The sequence below is a fragment of the Nocardioides sp. CER19 genome (genome assembly GCF_029846275.1).
In the GTDB taxonomy this organism is placed as follows: Bacteria; Actinomycetota; Actinomycetes; order Propionibacteriales; family Nocardioidaceae; genus Nocardioides.
The window spans coordinates 1,115,230-1,134,821 of record NZ_JARVWS010000002.1; the positions used below are offsets into that span (position 1 = coordinate 1,115,230).

The 19,592-nt window shown below is 68.6% G+C and carries 17 protein-coding genes; 6 read left to right on the forward strand and 11 right to left on the reverse strand.

From position 1 onward, the window contains the following. Positions 1 to 19 precede the first annotated feature (19 nt). The 3 genes from QDS12_RS13890 to QDS12_RS13900 all read left to right on the forward strand — a co-directional run bounded on the left by QDS12_RS13890 (position 20) and on the right by QDS12_RS13900 (position 4,047). Positions 20 to 814 carry an ABC transporter ATP-binding protein gene (locus tag QDS12_RS13890; protein ID WP_279879692.1) on the forward strand — a complete coding sequence of 265 codons (795 nt, stop codon included), beginning with the start codon at positions 20 to 22 and terminating at the stop codon, positions 812 to 814. Next, the gene (locus tag QDS12_RS13895) at positions 811 to 2,778 is read left to right on the forward strand and encodes a YhgE/Pip family protein (protein ID WP_279879695.1); all 1,968 of its coding nucleotides are present in this window, start codon (positions 811 to 813) and stop codon (positions 2,776 to 2,778) included. Before QDS12_RS13890 ends, QDS12_RS13895 begins: the two co-directional genes overlap by 4 nt. A gap of 531 nt (positions 2,779 to 3,309) precedes the next feature. Continuing rightward, on the forward strand, positions 3,310 to 4,047 hold the full coding sequence (locus tag QDS12_RS13900; protein ID WP_279879697.1) for an SDR family NAD(P)-dependent oxidoreductase: 738 nt from the start codon (positions 3,310 to 3,312) through the stop codon (positions 4,045 to 4,047). A 328-nt stretch (positions 4,048 to 4,375) separates the two neighbouring features. Here the strand turns inward: QDS12_RS13900 and QDS12_RS13905 are convergent, their stop codons facing one another. The 10 genes from QDS12_RS13905 to QDS12_RS13945 all read right to left on the reverse strand — a co-directional run bounded on the left by QDS12_RS13905 (position 4,376) and on the right by QDS12_RS13945 (position 12,488). Continuing rightward, complete coding sequence (locus QDS12_RS13905) at positions 4,376 to 5,611, reverse strand: MFS transporter (protein ID WP_279879699.1); 1,236 nt, start codon at positions 5,609 to 5,611, stop codon at positions 4,376 to 4,378. Between the two features lie 40 nt (positions 5,612 to 5,651). Continuing rightward, positions 5,652 to 5,972, reverse strand: a complete 321-nt coding sequence (locus QDS12_RS13910) for a DUF1348 family protein (protein ID WP_279879701.1) — start codon at positions 5,970 to 5,972, stop codon at positions 5,652 to 5,654. After that, positions 5,908 to 6,114, reverse strand: coding sequence for a DUF1348 family protein (locus QDS12_RS22670; protein WP_347882182.1), 207 nt, complete (start codon positions 6,112 to 6,114; stop codon positions 5,908 to 5,910). Before QDS12_RS22670 ends, QDS12_RS13910 begins: the two co-directional genes overlap by 65 nt. An 87-nt stretch (positions 6,115 to 6,201) precedes the next feature. Further along, on the reverse strand, positions 6,202 to 7,164 hold the full coding sequence (locus QDS12_RS13915; RefSeq protein WP_279879704.1) for an alpha/beta hydrolase: 963 nt from the start codon (positions 7,162 to 7,164) through the stop codon (positions 6,202 to 6,204). A 21-nt stretch (positions 7,165 to 7,185) separates the two neighbouring features. Beyond that, a complete protein-coding gene (locus tag QDS12_RS13920) occupies positions 7,186 to 8,208 on the reverse strand; it encodes a DUF4331 family protein (protein ID WP_279879706.1) in 1,023 nt (340 codons plus the stop codon). A 73-nt stretch (positions 8,209 to 8,281) separates the two neighbouring features. Beyond that, complete coding sequence (locus tag QDS12_RS13925; RefSeq protein WP_279879708.1) at positions 8,282 to 9,175, reverse strand: SDR family NAD(P)-dependent oxidoreductase; 894 nt, start codon at positions 9,173 to 9,175, stop codon at positions 8,282 to 8,284. Positions 9,176 to 9,219: 44 nt separating this feature from the next. Further along, positions 9,220 to 9,966, reverse strand: a complete 747-nt coding sequence (locus tag QDS12_RS13930) for an SDR family oxidoreductase (RefSeq protein ID WP_279879711.1) — start codon at positions 9,964 to 9,966, stop codon at positions 9,220 to 9,222. 202 nt (positions 9,967 to 10,168) lie between these two features. Next, on the reverse strand, positions 10,169 to 10,657 hold the full coding sequence (locus QDS12_RS13935; RefSeq protein WP_279879713.1) for a DNA starvation/stationary phase protection protein: 489 nt from the start codon (positions 10,655 to 10,657) through the stop codon (positions 10,169 to 10,171). A 109-nt stretch (positions 10,658 to 10,766) separates the two neighbouring features. Further along, on the reverse strand, positions 10,767 to 11,669 hold the full coding sequence (locus QDS12_RS13940) for an amidohydrolase family protein (protein ID WP_279879715.1): 903 nt from the start codon (positions 11,667 to 11,669) through the stop codon (positions 10,767 to 10,769). Positions 11,670 to 11,732: 63 nt separating this feature from the next. Beyond that, complete coding sequence (locus QDS12_RS13945) at positions 11,733 to 12,488, reverse strand: SDR family oxidoreductase (RefSeq protein ID WP_279879717.1); 756 nt, start codon at positions 12,486 to 12,488, stop codon at positions 11,733 to 11,735. A gap of 184 nt (positions 12,489 to 12,672) precedes the next feature. Here QDS12_RS13945 and QDS12_RS13950 point away from each other — a divergent pair, with 184 nt between their 5' ends. Further along, a complete protein-coding gene (locus QDS12_RS13950) occupies positions 12,673 to 12,999 on the forward strand; it encodes a nuclear transport factor 2 family protein (RefSeq protein ID WP_279879719.1) in 327 nt (108 codons plus the stop codon). A 2-nt stretch (positions 13,000 to 13,001) separates the two neighbouring features. On the opposite strand, the gene QDS12_RS13955 is transcribed toward QDS12_RS13950, so the two are convergent. Continuing rightward, the gene (locus QDS12_RS13955; protein ID WP_279879722.1) at positions 13,002 to 15,779 is read right to left on the reverse strand and encodes a LuxR family transcriptional regulator; all 2,778 of its coding nucleotides are present in this window, start codon (positions 15,777 to 15,779) and stop codon (positions 13,002 to 13,004) included. A gap of 126 nt (positions 15,780 to 15,905) precedes the next feature. Here QDS12_RS13955 and QDS12_RS13960 point away from each other — a divergent pair, with 126 nt between their 5' ends. Continuing rightward, a complete protein-coding gene (locus tag QDS12_RS13960; protein ID WP_279879724.1) occupies positions 15,906 to 18,626 on the forward strand; it encodes a LuxR family transcriptional regulator in 2,721 nt (906 codons plus the stop codon). 102 nt (positions 18,627 to 18,728) lie between these two features. Then, positions 18,729 to 19,439, forward strand: coding sequence for a DUF4304 domain-containing protein (locus QDS12_RS13965; RefSeq protein ID WP_279879726.1), 711 nt, complete (start codon positions 18,729 to 18,731; stop codon positions 19,437 to 19,439). Positions 19,440 to 19,592: the final 153 nt, after the last annotated feature.

The window sequence follows — 19,592 nt, forward strand, 5'->3', positions numbered from 1 at the left end:
GAGCGCTTGGAGGATCCCGGTGACCGAGAGCCCGAGCCCGACGCACCCGCGGGCGGACCACGTCCCCCCGGGCTGGGCGGTGCACGCCGTCGGGCTCTCGGTCCGCGGCCCCCGCGGTCCGGTCTTCGAGAACGTCTCGCTCGACGTCGCGGCCGGAGGGACGCTGGTGGTCGTGGGCCCGGCCGGGTCTGGGCGTACGGCGCTCCTGCTCGCCCTCGCCGGTCGGATGCGGCTGGCCACGGGAGGTGCGGCCGTGGGGCCGCACCGTCTCCCCGCCGAGGCGGCGGCGGTCCGCGAGGGGGTCGCGCTGGCGAGCGGTGGCCAGGCACTGGAGCTCGACGAGTACCTCACCGTGGGCGACCACCTCGACGAGTGGCGGATGTCGGCGCGTGGCGACGTCAGCGCGCTCGACGCGGCCCTCGACCTCCTCGCGCCCGCCGGAATGCCGCTCCACATGCGATCCGACGAGATCACGCCACTCGAACGGCTGGCCCTCCAGCTCGCGCTCGCCGTCGCGGACCTGCCGAGCGTCATCGTGGTCGACGACCTCGACGCCAGCGCTCCCCGCGGCCTCCATGACGAGCTCTGGCAGCTCGTGCGCCGCGTCCGTGGTCTCGGCATCACTGTGCTCGCGTCCGCCTCGGAGGCGCCGTCCTGGACGGCGCGCGCCGACCTGAGCGTGCTGGCGCTGCCGAAGTTGGCCGCGGTGGAGCCCGCCGGTCGCGACCCGGACCGCGATTCTGGGCTCGGCCGGGCGCCCCGCGATCCCCGCGACCGGCAGACCGAGGACGAGATCGGGACGGAAGAGCTATGAGCCGAACGCTGCGAAGCCCGATCACCGTGGTGTGTCTGGCGCTCGTCGAGCTGCGCCGGTTCCGGGGACCGGTGCGGCCGTTGGTGCTGATCGCGCTCGTCCTGCTGCCCACGCTCTACGCGGCCACCTACCTGTGGGCGAACTGGGACCCCTACGGCAACACCGCCAAGATCCCCGTGGCCGTGGTCAACGCGGATCGGCTCGCGCACACCAACGACGGGCAACGCGTCGACGCCGGCGCCGATGTCGTGACCCAGCTGCGGGCTCAGCCGCTGTTCGACTGGCGCTTCGTCGACGGCGCGGAAGCACGCCGCGGCCTGGAGCAGGGCGACTACTACTTCACGATCACCATCCCGGCGGACTTCAGCAGCCGACTCGCCTCGGCCCGGACGACGGCCCCGTCGCGCGGCACGATCCACATCGAGGGCAACGACGCCAACAACTACGTGGCCGGGATCATGGCCGAGGCGACGCAGTCCGAGCTCGAGGACCAGATCAACGCCGCCGTCCACACGGCGTACGTGCGCGCGATCTACGGCGAGCTGTCCGGCGCCCAGCAGCAGCTCGACACCGCCGCTCAGGGTGCCGACCAGCTGGTGGCGGCGACGGCCACCGGGGAGAAGGCGGCCGGCGCCATGGGCTCCGGAACCCGGACGCTCGCGGCCGCGTCGGGCGACCTCGCCACCGGGGCGGACGAGGTCGCGACCGCGGCCGGAACACTCGCCGACCTCTCCCACGAGCTCGCTTCGGCGACCTCCGGTGCACTCCCCGCTGCGGCGGCGAGCCTGGTGAGCACGGCGCAGCTGGTCGACAGCGGGGTGAGCGACGTACGGCGGGGCACGAGTGCCGTGCACGGCCAGACCGGCGCCGTCGTCGACGCACTTCAACAGCTCGCCGAGCAGGAGCCGGCGATCGCGCAGAGTGCCGCCTTCCGGCACGCGCAGGTGGTGGCGCAGGCCGCGGACGCCCGTACCGGGAGGCTCGACAGCCGAGCGGCGCAGGCCGCTGCCCAGTCATCGGAGGCGCTGAGCAAGGCCCGCGGTCTCGAGCGCAGGGTCGGTGCCCTCCAGCAGGACCTCTCCCGTGCCGACAGCGCGACCCGGCTCATCTCGTCGGGAGTCGCGCACATCGACAGTGGCGTGCGCACCGTGGAGCGCGGGACCGACTCCCTGGCCGCGGCCGCACAGACCACCCGTGCTGCCGCCCGCCAGGCACACCAGGGCGCGTCGGCGATCGCCGACACGGTCGACTCCGCGCGCGCCGAGATCCCACCGACCGACCCCGACCACACCGCCCGGGCGGCGGAGGTGCTGGGCAGTCCCGTCGGCATCAGCCGCAGCAATCTCCATCCTGCGGGAGCCTACGGACGCGGATTCGCGCCGTTCTTCTTCGGGATCGCGCTGTGGGTCTTCGGGCTCGCGGCCTACCTGTTCGTGCAGCCCCTCAACCGGCGGCTGCTGGCACGCAACCTGTCCCCGCTGACGGTCGCCGCCGCCTCCTGGCTGCCGGCGATCCTCGTCGGCACGGTCGGCACGGTGGTGATGGTGACGATCACGCAGCTCGGCCTGGGGCTGGACCCGGAGCACCCGCTGCTCCTCTGGGGTCTGCTCCTGCTGGCGCTCGGTGCCTTCGTGGCGATCTCGCAGTTCTTCCGGGTGCTGCTGGGGACGCCGGCCTCGTTCGTGCTCCTGGTCCTGCTCATCCTCCAGCTCACCGCCTCCGGTGGCCTCTATCCGATGCCGACGGCCCCCGGCTTCTTCCAGGCGCTCAATCCGCTGCTGCCGATGACCTACCTGGTCGACGGTCTGCGGGTGGCGGTCTCCGGGGGAGAGGCGAGCCATGCCGCTCGCGACGCGGTCGTGCTCGCCGGGGTCATGGCCGTCTTCCTCGGACTGACCGCGCTCGTGCTGAGACGGCGCCGGATGTGGACGATGGCCACGCTGCGCCCGGAGATCGAGGGGTGAGTGGCGCGCGGGCGTCCAAGAAAGCCAACAGGGCCTGACCGCGTTTCCGCTGGTCAGGCCCTGTTCTTTGTCGCGGGGAGACGTCGCAGCGCTTCGATCACGTCATGAGCAGGTGGTCGATCCCCGCGTGCAACCGGTCCTGCACCAGGTCGCTGCACCAGGTGCTGCCCCAGGTCTGAAAGCGTCCGGCTGACCATTCAGTACACATACTCCGAGCCGACGGCGCGAGGATCGCGCGCGGTATCTGACGCTGCCACCGGCGACGAGATTCGGCAAGAGGAGCGGTGGCGGCTCCTCCGATTCGTTCGATCCGGACGAGCAGGGAGCATCGAAGAGTTCAATCCGGGCGCCTTGCGACCCGGGAGAGAGATCCTCGTCGAGGACGAGCCTCTGGTGTTCGGCGGACAACCCGCGATGCCGTGAGGGACCGCAATCTGACCGGACGCGGGACCAGTCGTCGTACGGAAGCGCACGCGCTGGCGGGATACGAGCATGGCGGGAGCTAGCCCGCGACCCGTAGAAAGGCCCGCCATGTCAGAGAACGTCCTGTATCGGAAAACGGTTGTTGTGACGGGAGCGACCACCAGCCTTGGCGCTGCGGTCTGCCAACGCCTGGCGACCGAGGGCGCCCGACTGGTTGTGCACTACAACTCGCCCTTCGAGAGCAGGCGCGCGGAAGACATCGTCGACGCCTGTATCGCGGCCGGCGGCGACGCGTTCCCGATCTGCGAGGACATGGCCTCCGCCCCCTCAATCGAGCGCCTGCTGGACACCGCCGTACGTCGCTTCGGGTCGCTGCATGCCACGGTCCACACCGCGGGCGTGGACGAGCGACGTCGCCTGATCGACCTGACGGAAGAGGCATTCGACCTCCAGTTGGACGTGAGTGCGAAGGCGGCGCTCTTCCTCATGGTGGAGACGGCCAAGCGCATCGAGGCAGGCGGCCGAATCATCACCTTCGCCTCCGCGGCACAAGCTCCCTTGGGCAGGGCGACTACGGCCCCGATCGAGCAATATGCCGCCCGTCTGGCAGGTGAGCTCGTTGACCGGCGGGTGACCGTCAACAACCTTGCTTTGGGAGACTGCTCGGTCTCCGCGTCGAACAGCGGCGGTGGAGCGTCGATCGCCCACGTCTTGAAGTGGGTCCGGTTCCTTCTCAGCGCTGAGTGCGCCTTCAACGGCTGGACCGTCTTCGTCGATGCTGAGCGAGTGCCCGCTGCCGGCTCGTCCCCAGCCGCTCTCGTGGGCCGGCATCAGGTGCCGGCCTAATAGATCGACCTCGAGTCCGCCCGGTCAGGGCACTGGACTCGTGAAACGTCAGACCTCGGCCGTTCCTCCGACGTGCCGAGCCGCACGAGCGGTGTCCGCCGGTGTCAGGTGGTCGACGACGTCCCGTGGTTGCATTCGCGGACGACGGATGTGGGTCGCCAGGCCCGTCGATGGCGTTGGTAGTGGTGGCTGGGCCAGCGCAACTGGCCCGGCCGTGGATGCCGAACCGATGACGACGCGATTCGGTGCTGGCCGGTGCCGACCACCCCGATGCGAAGGTCGCTCGCGACGGGTGACGCGAGCGCCTTCGTCATTCGGTGTGGTCCTCTCAGGCGGACACCGGGCGTGGACGTCTTCCAGTGGTGATCAGCAGTGCGGACGCTGCGATCAGGATCAGCATCAGGGCGCCGAAGGCGAGCACCGCGGCATGTACCGTCACGAGCTGCAGCGCGATGCCCAGGAGAACGACCGGCAGGCCCATTCCGACGTACGCGACCAGGAAGAGCGTGGCGAGGGTCTCGCCACGAACAGCAGGCGGTGCGATCTGGATGACGGCGGAGACGCCGCCCTTGAACGCCAGCCCCGCACCGATGCCGACGATGAGGCCGCCGGCGATGAAGGTGGCCAGCGTGGCGCTGAGTATCGCGACAACGGTGAGGACCAGGCCCGCTGCCAGACCGATCAAACCGATGACGTAGAGCTCATCGATCCTCCACGTCGCGGCGATGATCTGGGCCATCGCGGCGGCCCCGAACGCGCTGAACGCGACAAAGCCGGCGAGGGCATGCGAGGTGTGGTGCAGGGTGCCGGCTACGAACGACGGGGCGAGCGAGCTGAAGAATCCGAAGCTGGCGAAGGCGACGAACGACGCGATCGATGCTGCCCAGAAGCCGGCTCGGGACACCTCCGGGATCGAGATGCGTTGTGGGCGATAACGCCACTCATCGGCGGGCAGTTCGACGGTTTCGGGAACGGTCGCCACCAGGAGCACGCCGGTGCTCAGGATGAAGAGGAAGACGACGAATGGTGTGAAAAGCGGGCGGCCGACGTACTGTGCCAGGAAGCCGGCCACCAGCGGACCGAGGGCCAGACCGCCGAGGTTCGCGGCGGTAGCGACGACACCGGCCAGAGTCGGCGCGGCGTTGGGACGCGCGTGGCGGTGCAACTCAATGAGATGTGCTGTCGCGGTGGCGGTCAGCATGCCGACGCCGACGCCGCACAGGAAGCGGGCGAGCAGCAGCCAGCCCAGTTCGTGGGAGGTCACGAAGACCAGGCCGGACATGATGTTGAACATGACGGCCGGGATCACCAGACGGCGCCGACCGTAGCGGTCGGAGAGGTGGCCGGTGAGGTAGAGACTGAGGGCCACGCCGACAGCGTAGACAGCGAAGATCACTGTCACGGTGAAGGAACCGAATCCGTCCTCGGCTGCGTACAGGCCGTAACGCGGGGCCGGGACGGTCGCGAAGGCTAGGGTCGCAGCAAAGAGGAGGGCCACGAGCCAGAAGCCGCGGGCGTGATGCCGGCGCGCTGCAGGCGTCAGGCGCGTCGTGGATTGGGACATGTCAGTTCCTTCGAGGTCGTGGGTCCGGAGCGGTACTCGCTCACCAGACGGGGAAGTCCAGTCCGCGTTCGGAGGCGGGCCGAGGTCCGAGGATCCGGCGCTCGGAGCGATCGATGCGGTGGTCGTTGATCGAGGCCTCGCGTCGGCGCATCAGCCCGTGCTCGTCGAACTCCCAGAGTTCGTTGCCGTAACTGCGCCACCACTGCTCAGCGTTGTCGCGCCACTCGTACTGGAAGCGAACTGCAATTCGGTCGTGGCGGAATGCCCACAGCCGTTTGCGCAGCGCGTAGTCCCTCTCATGGCGCCACTTGTGCGTGAGGAAGTCGATGATGGCCGGGCGTCCCACCAGGGTGGGTGTCACGATTCCGCCAGACGGAGTCGGGTGTGTACGCGAGCGCGACGGTTGAAGGGTCGCGGGTGTTCCAAGCGTCCTCGGCGGCCTGGACCTTTGCCATTGCGCTCTCGAGGTCGAACGGAGGGAGCGGCGGCCGGGTCTCGGTCATGGGTCTCTTCTCTCGGATCGCTGCTTTGGCAAACGGGTGCAGCCGGTGCGGCGCCTCAGGTCATGAGACGCCGCACCGGCGGGGAGGTCAGGCGTTGAGTGCCGACTTGAGGAAGGCGACGGCCTGGGCGATGGCGCCCTGGGCGGCGTGGGTGTCGTGCAGGGCGTTGACCATCACGAAGTCGTGGACGATGCCCTGGTAGCGCACCGCGGTGACCGGCACGCCAGCCCGGCGGAGCCTGGCCGCGTACGCCTCGCCCTCGTCACGAAGGACGTCGGCCTCGCCCGTGATGACCAGTGCCTGCGGGAGACCCTTGAGGTCGTCGAGGGTGGCGCGGAGCGGGGAGGCGGTGATCTCCGCGCGCTGAGCCTCAGAGGTCGTGTACTGGTCCCAGAACCACTTCATCGCGTCGCGGGTGAGGAAGTAGCCGTCCGCGAACTCGTGGTAGCTCGCAGTGTCGAAGGCGGCGTCGGTGACCGGGTAGAAGAGGACCTGGCCGGCGAAGGTGACATCGCCGCCGGCCTTGGCCATCAGGGTCAGCGCAGCCGTCATGTTGCCTCCGACGGAGTCGCCGGCAATGGCGATCCGACCGCCGTCGAGGCCCTTGTCGGAGGACTCCTTGGTGAGCCACTGGGCGACGGCGTAGGCCTGCCCGATGGCGTGCGGGTAGCGCGCCTCGGGGGAGCGGTCGTACTCGGGGAAGATGACCGCGGCGCCGGTGCCCACGGCGAGGTCGCGGACCAGGCGGTCGTGGGTGTGGGCGTTGCCGAAGACCCAGCCGGCACCGTGGATGTAGAGAATCACCGGCAACGGGCCGGTGACCCCCTGCGGCTTGACGATGCGGACCTTGACGGAGCCGGACGGGCCACCCGGCACTTCGGTCCACTCCTCGTCGATCGCCGGCTTGAAGATCTCCTGGTCCTGGACGCTGTCGACCGCCGCGCGGCCCTCCTGCGGCGGCAGTTGGTAGAGGTAAGGCGGGTTGGCGGTCGCCTCGACGAAGGCCTGGGCGGCGGGCTCGAGAGCGACCTTACGGGGGTTGGCCGTCATGGCTGTTTGCTCCTTGTGGTCTTAGGCGGGGATGACGTAGGGGAACCGGCTACTGCGCTGCTTGACCGCGACCTCAGGCTTGAGGCCCGACGGGATCGCGGTCCCGGCGACCAGCGAGAGCATCACCTCGGGTGCGTTGTCCGCGAGGGTGCGGCCGTTGCGCGTTGCGAAGCCGAAGCTGGCCGGGGTGCCGATCACGTACGGCAGCACGTCGGGCAGGAGCTGGCCGGCGACAGTGATGCCGTAGCCCTCGGCGTCGTCCGTGGTGCCGGTGGCCTTGACGACGGCGGCGACATGGCCGGCGAGGTGGCTCGCCTCGGCGGCGACGTCCTCCGACGGGTGGCGGGTGTTGGCCGGGTTGGTGAAGTCGGTGTCGGTAGGCCAGAAGATCGGCCACATCATGGGGAAGCCGCCACGGTTGATCTGGCGCCAGCCGCCGGCGTCGGTGGCGAGCTTCGTCGCGCACCAGACGCCGACCCGTGTTCCGGGGCGGAGGGAGGCGTCGGTGTGCGGGATCTCCAGGACGATCGAGTTGACGGTGGTGCCGGTGAAGCTGTTCTGGGCCGCGGCCGGGTCCCAATCGGAGAGGTCGATCGCGGTGCCGTCGGCGACGGCGGCGTTGACCTTGGCGAGCAGGGAGAGGTCGATGTAGAACGAGTCTTCTGCGCGGCCCGCCCATGCGCGTATGCCGTTTCGCTCGGCGGCGATGCCCGTACGACCCTCCAGGACCAGCTCGCCGACGCTGTCGTCGCCGACGGCGTCGGCGCCGGTCAGGGCGTGCAGCTGCATCGTCTGAGTGCCGTCGGCGTCGGCGAAGCCGAAGGAGAACCGGTAGGTGAGATCCTCATGCGCCGCGCCGTCACGGTGGAGCTTGAACTCGTAGCGGGCCTCGGGGTGGAAGCCGGGCTCGGCGTAGACGCCCGTGATGTTGGAGTTGACGTCCATCACGAGCACGGTCGAGTCGGTGCCGTCGAAGATGTAGAGGTCGTCGATGAAGAGCTGACCGTTCTGGGCGGCCTGCGGTGTGTCGAGGTGATGTGACATGACGATGTCCTTCTGTGTGTGGGGAGGGATGGTCGGCCGGCCCCCGGGGATGGAGGGGGCCGGCCGTCGAGGGTCAGAGGCTCGGGTGGAGGAGGTCCTCGAGGTCGACGCGGTGGTAGAACTCGCGACGGACCAGGTCGGCGACGTTGGAGACGGTCTCGGAGCCGTCGTTCGCCGGGTCGATGTGCACCCGGAACGGCCGCTCGCCCTTGGGCAGATCGACGACCCGCACGATGGTGCGGGCGACCTCGGCAGGATCGGCGTCAGCCGGAGCGAGGTCGGCGAGCTTCTTGGCGACCTGGTCCATCAGGCCGGCGTAGAGCCCGTCGTAGGCCTCCACGACGTCGACGCGAGCAGCGTGCCCGGCGTTCGCGAAGTGGTTCGTGCCGGTGGTGAAGGAGCCGGGCACGATGATCGAGGTGTCGACCCCGAAGCGAGCCAGCTCGGCGGCGGATGAGACCGCGAGGGCGTCCTCGGCCGCCTTCGCCGCGAAGTACGGCGCGAGGTACGGCGGGGTGCCGCCCTTGGTGCTGCTGGAGCCGACCCAGACCACCAGGCCGTCGCGCTGATCGCGCATGTGCGGCAGGACGGCGTGGTTGACCCGCTGGGTGGAGATGACGTTCGTGTCGTACACGCTGACCAGCTGCTCGGCGGTGAAGGCCTCGAGCGGCCCGAGCACCATGTGGCCGGCGTTGTGCACGACGACGTCGACGCCGCCGTGCTCGGCGACGATGGCCTCGACGGCGGCGTCTACGGAGGTCTGCTGGGAGACGTCCATCTCGATGCTGCGGAGCTTGACGTTGTTGGTGGTGGCGTAGGACGCCGCGTCGGCCGCCGCCTTGGTGTTGCGGCCGGTCACGTCGCGCATCCCGGCGTACACGGTGTGGCCGGCGTCGGCGAGGTTGCGCACGGTCATGGCGCCGAAGCCGCTGGAGGCGCCGGTGACGATGATGATCTTCGAGGTCATGGGTGTCTTCCTTCTGGAGAGTGGGATGGAAGGGGGAGCGAGGCTCAGATCGCGCCGCCGTTGGCGTAGATGACCTGGCCGTTGACCCAGCGAGCGGGACCCGCCAGGAAGGCGACGACCTCGGCGGAGTCCTGAGGCGTGCCGAGGCGTTCGAGCGGCGCGATCTTCGCGAGGTGGTCGATGACCTCCTGCGGCTTGCCGTCGAGGAAGAGCGGCGTGGCGGTCGGGCCGGGCGCAACAGCGTTGACGGTGATGTCGCGGCCACGCAGCTCGCGGGCCAGGATCAACGTGAGCGCCTCGACGCCGCCCTTGGTCGCTGCGTAGCCGGAGTAGTTCGGGGTCGCGAGCTTCGGGATGGACGAGGAGAAGTTGATGATCGCGCCGCCGGCACGAACGCGTCGGGCGGACTCCTGGCTCACCACGTAGGTGCCCCGGAGGTTGATGCGGACCATCCGGTCGAACACGTCGAGGTCCTGCTCGGCGAGCGGCGAGAGCAGCATGATGCCGGCCGTGTTGACGACCACGTCGATGCCGCCGAAGCTGTGCTCCGCCGCGTCGAAGAGCACGCCGACCTGGGCCGGGTCGGCGACGTCGGCGCCGACCGCCACGGCGCGCCCGCCCTGGTCGCCAATCTCCTTGACCAGGACCTCGGCCTCGCTGGCCCGGCCGGCGTAGCTGACTACGAGGGCGTAGCCCTCGTCGGCGAGTCGATGACAGACCGCCTGCCCGATCCCGCCCGAGCCTCCGGTGACGATGGCGACGCGGCCCTGGGTGGACTGCTGGGTGTTCATGGCTGCCTCTTTCGAATGAGGGAGTGGGGACGGCACTGAGCGTCGCGCCGTGGGACGGTCCATGGCTTCTGCTGTCTGACTGGCCCAGCACCTGTGGAGATGACTGGGCAGTGACTGGTTGAGGCTCAGTCGTTCCGAAATGACAGGAGGAGACGCCCAGAGCGGGCGTCTCCTCACATCGGTGTCGCTTCGGGACGGACCGCTAGCCGTCCCGTCCGTCTGGGTGATCGAGATGGGCGCGGACGAACCATTGGTTCTTGGCCAGCTCACGTGCCTGCCCGATCACCAGGTCTTGGGAGATTGGATCGTCGTCCAGCAGCGGTATCGCTGTGTGGTACGCGCCGAGGAGGTCGGTGTAGACCTCCGTCAGCACCTCGAAAGTCTCGACCGCGGAGCGTCGCCCGAACGGGTAGGTGCTGCGCTCGAGGCGCCCGGCGATCGCCTGCAGCCGCCCGTCCGGCGCAACGCCCAAGGTGGCGATCCGCTCGCCGAGATCATCGGCCATGTTGCGGGCGACCTCGACCTGGGGATCGAGCATCGTGTGGGCGCTGATGAAGTCCGGGCCGACCAGGTTCCAGTGCGCGTGCTTGAGCGTCAGGCTCAGATCGATGACGGAGTCGAGCACCCGCTGGAGCGCTTCGGTGACGCAGGCGGAGTCGGCAGGGGATGTGGTGACGGGGGGTGTCGTCATGCCTCGACGCTAGGAGCGAGAGGCTGTTCGCCGCTTCTGTGAAATGACTGGTGAGTGACCGGTGCGCCTGGTCAAGTCCTGTCCAGGAGCCGAGCCGCGTTCAGAGCCATCAACGTTCTCTAGTCGCCCACCGCCTGGCCAGCCTGGTCGATCGAGAAGAGCTGGGCGTCCACGCCGGCAGGGGGTGTGAAGCAGTAGTCGCTGCGGTAAACCAAGTGATCGGTGCCGAAGGCCGCCCGGAGTGCCGGGAGCTGACGCGGGAACGGCGATCCGGCGCTGTCCCACCAGAGCGCGGGGAGCTGGTCGACGACACTCTGCTGCTCGGCGGAGCCGCCCAGAAAGACGGTCCGGAGAGGTCCAGACGGTCGGCGAGGACCGGCAGCGTGCCACCGCAGTGGCTGAAGAGCCAACGGACGCGCGGGAATCGAGCGAGCGCGCCGGCGAAGACGAGGTCGGCGGCCGCGCAGGCGGAGTCGAAGAAGAACTCCATCATCGAGCGCGGGCGCCCGAGCGCGAGCTCCTCCGCGTGCCTCGATGACGTCGGGTGGACGAAGACCACCGCGTCCCGCCGGTCGATCTCTGCCCAGAGAGGCACGTACCGCTCGTCACCGAGGTAGCGGCCCGCAGCACTGCTCAACACCGCAATGCCGTCGCTGTCCAGCTCGTCGAGCGCACGTACCGCTTCGGCGACGGAGGCGTCGACGTCGGGCAGCGGGAGCGAGGCGAAGTGGCCGAATCGGTCCGCGCGGCCGGTCGCCGTCGCAGCGCCGACATCGTTGACGTGGCGGCTCAGTTCGCAGGCCCGGCGGGGGTCACCGAAGTGCACGCCGGGTGAGGAGATCGAAAGGATCGATCGAGCGATGCCCCATCGATCCATCAGCCGCCGATGAGTCTCGGCGTCCCACGTCGGCCAGGCCGGCATCCCGTCGGGGAGCGTGTGTCCCGCGGCGATCGCTTCGGCGACGAAGCGGTCGGCGAGGAAGTGCGAGTGGACGTCGATGAGGTCGGCCACGGGGTCTCCTACTGGGTGACAGTGGCGGCGCGGGGCAGCCTCCCTGCCCCGCGCCGCGGCAGGTCAGCGGGTCGAGAACCCGCCATTGAGGAAGACGGTCTGGCCGTTGAGCCACCAGCCGTTCGTCATCAGGAACCGAACCCACGGAACGACGTACTCGACCTTGGTGAGCTCACCAAGGGCGGTCGCGTTGGCCGAGTACTCCGCCTCGCCGTCCGCGGCCGCGTTCCAGAAGAAGGTGGTGTCCATCGGGCCGGGGGCAAGGTTGTTCACCGAGACGCGCCGACTGCCCAGCTCCTTGGCCAGTGCACGGGTGAAGTGCTCGACCGGTGCCTTGCTGCCGGCGTAGATCGAGTAGCGACCGGTGAACGCCGCCAACAGCGAGGAGAGGATGTTGATGATCTTGCCGCCGTCCTCGATCCGCTTGGCGGACTCGGCCATCACGAAGAACGCGGCCTTGGCGTTGATGTCGAAGTGACTGTCGTAAAGCTCCTCGGTTACTTCCACCATCGGGCTGCCCTGCGCGAGACCGGCGGTGTTGACGGTTCCGTATAGCGAGCCGAACTGACGCACGGTCGTGTCCAACACCTGTTGGATGGCGCTCACCGACGTGAGGTCAGCCTGGATGGCGATCGCGTCGCCACCGGCGCCGATGCAGGCCTCGACGGTCTCCTCGGCGAGACCCTTGTCGCGGGTGGATCGGTAGTGGATCGCCAGGTTGGCGCCTGCGGCGGCGAGGTCCCGCGCTACAGCGCCGCCCAGGTTCTTGGCGCCGCCTGTGATCAGGATCGTCTTGCCCAGGAGGGCCGTCTCGGTCATGTGGTGCTTCCCTTCGGTCGAGAGCGAGGTGTGCTCGCCGCCGATGCTCATGGATGGCTAGGCCCCGCATCTTCCGCTGAGCGACCGGTCGATGACCGGCCCTGGGTGACTGGCCAGCGGGCAGGTCGTGCACCAGTCGCACGAGGGGTATGCGAACCGGCGCGCGGCGGACGACGCTGCACGCATGACCATTGACATGCCCGCCGCCATCCAGCAGTTCGTCGATGCGACCAACGCCGCCGACTCCGACTCTTTTGTCGCCGCCTTCACCGACGACGCGACGCTGTACGACTGGGGACGCTCGTTCCGCGGGCACCAGGGAGTGCGTGCGTGGGACAGCACCGACAACATCGGTGTCCAAGCACACTTCGAGCTGCTCCGCATCGCCGCCGACGCGCGACCAGATCACTACATCGCCACGATCCGTGTCTCCGGCAACGGCTACAACGGGACCGGTGACATGCGGTTCCGCCTTCGGGACGGGCTCATCGCAGACCTCAGGATCGGTTAGCCCTACTCGGGGCCGAGATCCAGTGCGCGCAGCTGTGCGCGGCTGGTGATGCCGAGCTTCGGGAAGATCCGGTAGAGGTGATAGCCGACCGTGCGGTGTGACAGGAACAGTTGCATTCCGATCTCCCGGTTGGTCAGGCCTGAAGCAGCCAGTCGCGCGATCTGCAGCTCCTGCGGCGTGAGGTCGTCGACTTGCTGGACGGCGCTCGGAGGCGCGGCCTCTCCGGCCGCCCGGAGCTCCGCCCGTGCGTCGTCTGCGAGACTCGTTGCGCCCAGAGAGTCGAGTCCTGCGACCGCTGCCCGCAATTGGGTGCGAGCGTCGATGAGACGGCGCTGACGGCGGAGCCACTGCCCATAGTTGAGTTGCGTCCGGGCCAGGAGGAACGGCCAGCCCGCGAGCGGGCCACCCAAGGCCCGGTCGAAGAGCAGTTCGGCATCCTGCTCACCGGCGATCAGAGGGCGCAGGTACGTGACTGTCGCGCGGAAGAACGAGGATGAGCCCTGTCGCGCAGCGTGTTCTTCGAGGTCGTCCATGAGGCGACGCGCGTCGTCGCTCCGGCCACTTCGCAACGCTGCTTCGACTAGGTCGGCTGTGCTGCGATGCCGCGCGAACGGGTGGAAGAGGACGTCGGAGCGATCGAAGACACGGGCCAGCTCCGCAAAGGCGGTGTCGTAATCGTGGTCCACCATCGCTGCCCTTCCGCGCGCGTACTGCGCGTAGCACCGGGCCCCCTGGCTCCCGCCGAGGTCCCGGAGCTCACGTTCCGCATCAGCGATCATCGCGAGTGCCCGCTCGGTCTCGCCGCGTTCGGCAAGGATCGTTGCGACCGCGAAGTCACCGACGACGGCCCATCGGGCCCGTCCCGAGTCCCGGTACAGCCGAGCGAGCTCGGCGCCGAAGGTCTCCGCCATTCGGAACTTACCGAGCGGGATCGCGGCCCACACGAGGGGAACCAAGGTGTCGGCGAGAGTACCGAGCAGGCCTTCTTGACGGTACCCGTCCGCTGCTGCGCTGAGCCACGGCCAGGCACGCTCGTAGTCCGAGGCGCCACCGAATGTGACACCGATGGTCCGCTGCGTCGCCACCGACAGCCGTTCCGGTACGAAGTGCGCCGACCGTTCCGCCAGCGCGCCGAGCTGTCGATCGGGGTCAGCGAAGGTGGCGATCGCCAACGCCTCCATGTCGTCGTCGCCGCGCTTCAGCTGCTGCACCATCTCGACCATGCGATTCCGGGTCTCGGGTGCCACGTCCTCATACCAGGCAGCGATGACGAACTGAAACAGTGCTTGGAGGGCGAGGTCCTTGCCCGTGGCGCTAGATCGAGCCAGGTCGCCGGCAAGCGAGGCGAAAACGTCGATCGTGGCGCTGCTGAACCACTTGCGGTCGTTGATGGCCTCGGACCAGATCAGCGCACGGAGTTCCTCCTCTTCGGTGAGTTGCTCGCGCATGGCATCGGCAAGTTGCTGCCGAGCGACCTCCAGGTCGCCGAGTCGGATGTTGACCTCGGCGCTGCGAAGAAGCAAGCGGCCTCGGCTCTTCCCAGACTCGCCGAGCGAGGCAGCTCGACCCAGGATCACAGCCGCCGTTCGGGCCGAGCCGCGGTCGAATGCCGTCCCCGCCGCGGCCTCCAAGTCGCGGGCGACGTCGTCGTCCTGCCCGATGCACGCTGCGGCTCGGTGCCAGGCGCGGCGCTCCTTATGCGGTTGGAGGATCTCGGCAAGTGCGGTGTGGGCGGCTGCGCGCTGCGATGGCGGCGCGGACTGGTAGATCGCCGAGCGGACCAGAGGGTGTCGGAACTGCAGCTCATGACCGAGGACCTCGACGAGCCCGACTGCCACAGCGGGGTCGAGGCTCGCCGTCGAGGCCGGATCAGCGAGCGCGACAGTCGCGGCCGCGAGGATCTCACCGACGTCGCATGAATCGTCTGCGGCAGCGACGAGGAGGACGAACGCGGTTGTCGTCGGAAGCTGCGAGACCTGTCGGAGAAACGACCGCTCAAGCCGGTAACTGATCGGCAGATGCAAGCTTGAGGAGGCGCGTGTCCCGTTGTGCTGGTCGATGGCCTGGGACAGCTCGATCAACGCCAGTGGGTTGCCTGCCGAGTCGGCGAGGACGCGCTGGCGCGACGTTGCAGGGAGGCCGGGTGCGACGACGTCAAGGAGCGCTTCGGCAGCTCCCACGTCCAGAGGTGCGACGCCATGCTCCGGTAACCCTGCGTCGCCAATGCGCGCCGGGATCCCGTTACGCACCGCGACGACCAGGCCGATCCGCTCGGTGTTGATCCGCCGTGCGACGAAGGCGAGCACGTCGACACTGGACGCGTCGAGCCACTGCGCGTCGTCGACGACGACCAGCACGGGGCTCGTGTCGGCCGGATCACTGATCAGCTGCAATGCCGCGAGACCCACCATGAGCATCTCCGGCGCCGGCCCGTCGTCTAGCCCGAACGCCGTGAGCAATGCGTTTTGTTGGCGCGGCATCAGCTCGTGGATGCGCGGGAGGAACGGCTTCAGCACCTGGTGCAGCCCCGCGTACGGGATAGCCGTCTCGGATTCGATGCCGGTCGCCGCGCAGACATAGAACCCGCGCTCGGCGGCGAGAGCGCGAGCCGTATTGAGCACCGCGGACTTCCCGGTGCCGGTGTCGCCGCGCAGGAGGACGGCCTCACCCACGCCGCCAGCGGCGGCAGCCAGGATACGCTCAACGATCCGCAATTCGTGGTCTCGGCCGAAGAGGGGAGAAGCGGCAGGCGAGCTCTCGAGGCGGATCTCCGTGGTCATAGCGCGAAACGCTATGACCGGGAGGACGGGGACACATCTGCCGAATGACCTAGACCATCGGATCCGCGACGTGAGACGACCTAGGTCACTGGCTCACCGAGCAAGCCCCGACAGTAGCCTTCGGCCATGCTGATAGGGCGTGACACCGAGATGGAGCGCTTCGACTCCATGCTTGGTGAACTGCCTGTCGCCGGCGGCGCACTCATCTTGCGGGGCGAGGCTGGCGTTGGCAAGAGTGCGCTCCTCGCGGAGGTTGCAAGACGCGCCGCCGATCTCGGCTACCGGGTTCTGCGGACCGTTGGTCTTGAGCTTGAGGCCGATCTACCGTTCGCGGGCCTGCACCAGCTGCTTCACCCGCTGCGGCAGCATTTCAACACGCTGCCACCGAAGCAGCGCGACTCGTTGAAGGCAGCGCTCGGCATCAACGACGCCGAGGTCTCGGACGGGTACATCGTGGCGCTGGCCGCGCTGAACCTGCTCACCGAGATCGCTCAGGCCGGCCCGGTCGTGCTGATCGTCGACGACGCGCAGTGGCTGGATGCGGCGACCTCCTCCGTCCTCGGCTTCCTGGGCCATCGGCTGGCCTCGGAGCCGATCCTCTTGCTCGCAGCGCAGCGCATCGGCCCCGCGGCTCGCATCGACGAGGCGCAGCTTCCCGATCTCGACATCGGTCCCCTCCCGCCGGCGGCCTCGGGCGAGCTCTTGGACCGCAATGCGCACGGGCTCTCAGACGCCCTGCGCGAGCGGGTTCTCCTCGAGGCGGCCGGGAATCCGCTGGCGCTGATCGAGTTGCCGGCCGCGGCCGACGGCGCCGAGCCGGACGAGATGTTGACCGCCCCATGGCTCCCGATGACGGCGCGCCTTGAGCGGTCGTACGGCGAGCGGATCCAGGGGCTGCCACCGCGTGCTCGCGCGGCGCTCGAGGCCGCGGCGGTGTACGACCGGTCAGACGCGGCCGAGATTCTTGCGGCCGCCCGAGCCTTGGTGGGCTCCCCGGTGGGACTTGGGGATCTCCTGCCTGCGGTGGAGGCTCGCCTCATCGACGCACCAGGCCGAGAGATCGCGTTCCACCATCCCCTCGTCCGATCCGCCGTGCGACAGGTCGCGGGACCGGCTCGGATCCGTGAGGTGCACGGAATCTTCGCGGAGCTGGTGACGAGCGAGATCGACAGGTGGGCGTGGCACGCTTCGTTGGCGAGCGACCAACCGGACGAGGCAATTGCCGCTGCCTTGGAAGACGCCGCTGTCCGCGCGCAGCGACGGGGGAGCAACACCGGGGCTGTGTTCGCCTTCGAGCGCGCGTCCCAGCTTAGCCCTGACGCGGAACGGCGCGCTGATCGATTGCTCAAGGCGGCCGAATGCGCCGTGACCACGGGCCGACCCGACGTAGTGACTCGTCTCGCGGACCGCGCCGCGCAACTGCACCTGACGCCGCAGCAAGCTGCTCGCATCACGTTGGTGAAGGCCTCCTACAACGAGGGCGTGGGCGTGAAGGCCTCTGACTCGGTGGTCGTCGCCGAACTGGCTGAGTCCGTCGCGGCGGGCGGCGACCACGAACTGGCGATGAAGATGATCTGGCATATCAGTCTGCGCAGCTACTGGAATGAGCCAGGCGAGGCGGTCCGGATGCGCGTCTTGCGTGCGGTCGAGGTGTTGTCCACCGACCCCTTGGAGGCCCGCAGCATCTGCGCGACCGCCTATTCAGCCCCGATCGCCCGCGGTCGGGTCGTGCGGGACCGGTGCGAGACCGCACTTCAGCGGCCGGACCTTGGTGCCTTTGAGATGGCGACGCTCGGCGCCGCGGCTGTGCAGGCGGGCGCGCTCGACGTTGCGGTGACGGTAGAAGAGGCGGCGTTCGCCCGGCTCCGTGAGGAGGGTCGTCTACATACCCTGGCGAAGGCCCTAGGGGCGCACGCCTACTCCTCGGCCCAACTCGGGAACGTCAACGCGGCGATCCCGACGGCGGAAGAATCCGTACGCCTCTCCGTCGAGACGGGGCAGCCCTACATGCATGCGTTCGCGCTCGCATGCCAGGCACGGGTTGCGGCACTGCGTGGCCGCGTTGAGGAGTGTGACGAGCTCGCTCGGCGGGCGGAGCAGATCGCGGCACCCGTCCGTTGCAGCAACGTCCTGTCCATCGCGCAACATGCTCGGGTGCAGGCAGCGCTGAGCCGCGGTGAGTTCGACGAGGCGCTGGACAGGGCGCTGCGCATGCATGACCCGACGGATGCGACCTATCAGCTCGCGCTCAAGAACTATAACGTCGTGGACTTGTCGGTCGCCGCGATGCGCAGCGGCCGAATCGGAGAGGTCGCCACGGTGATGGCGGGCATCGAGGAGGATGCGCGGGTTTCGGGTTCACCGGAGCTCTTGGCGGGTCTCGCCGTCTCCCGACTGCTCGTCGCGGCGGATGAGCACGTTGAGGACCTCTACCAGGCGGCCGTCGACGCCGACCTCAGCTCACGACCATTCCTTCGGGCCCGCAGCGAGCTTGCGATCGGACTCTGGTTGCGCCGTCAGCGCCGGGCACTCGAAGCTCGCCGTTATCTCCGCATGGCGCGCGACACGTTCGACATCCTCGGTCTGCACACTTGGTCGAATCACTCCCGGATCGAGCTGCGTGCTGCGGGAGAGCGAACCACGGAGCCGCAAAGCTCGCCCGCTGACGTGCTGACGCCTCAGGAGTTCCAGATCGCACGGATGGCCGGAACGGGGCTCACGAACCGCGAGATCGGCAAGCAACTCTACATCTCGCATCGCACGGTCGGCGCGCACCTCGCGAGTGTGTACGCCAAGCTCGGCATCGGGTCGCGGGTGCAGTTGAGCGACGCGCTCGCACGAAAGTGACCGCAACCCTCCAATAGTGCGGTGCTCCGCCGCCCACGCCCCCCTATGAGATAGCGCTGGGATTACGAGTGTCGACACCAACGGTCAGGCACAGTGTGCGACATGCGCTTTCGACGTCGCTCCACCTCGACTTCACCAGTCATCGAGGCACACGGCGCTCCGACAGTCCAAGCTGCCCTCAAGGCCGCTTTGCGCGACGTCGTAGGCCCGGCCGCACGTGAACACGGATTCAAGGGCTCGGTGCCGAACTGGCGCAGGAACACTGACCTGGGTGACTGGGCCATCGTGAACGTCCAGACCTCCCAGTACAGCAGCCGCGAATCGCTGCGGTGCGTCGTCAACCTCTCCCTGGCGCCGCAACCGTGGCTGGCGTGGACAGAGGCGCGGCAGGGTCCATTGCCTAAGTCGCTCGGCGAGTCCTATGGCCTGTACCGCGAGCGCTTGCATCCATCGGGCTCACCGGCAGGCGTTTACGCGTGGTGGGAAGTCAACGACCCGGACGACGCACCCGACGTTGCCGCGGACATCCAATGCCAACTGGAACAAGTGGGCTGGCCGACCCTCGAGCGGCTGTTGGACCGCACAGCGATGGTCGAACAGGTCCGTGCTGGGGACCTGGGTTTCGCGAAGCGCGAGTTTCACGGCGTGTTCTTCGCCCGGGCCGAGGCCGTTCTCCTCTCTGACTACGGCCCGAGCGCTGAACTCGACGAACAGCTGTCCTATGCGCTCGAGCACGTGATCGACTCGCAGCGAGCACACGCCATGGAGTTCGACGATTGGGTGCGGAAGCGCGCTGCATCCGCCAGCTCGTAGGACGGCCAAGGTTCGGACGCACGCCGAACGGGCTATGCATGCGGAAGACCGTTGCTCAGACTGCGCGCCCGTCTGGCGTCAGAATCCCAGTGCTATCTCAAAGGGGGGCCCACGCGGCATGTCCAGTGACTTCGCTGGTCGCGGCGCACGTCG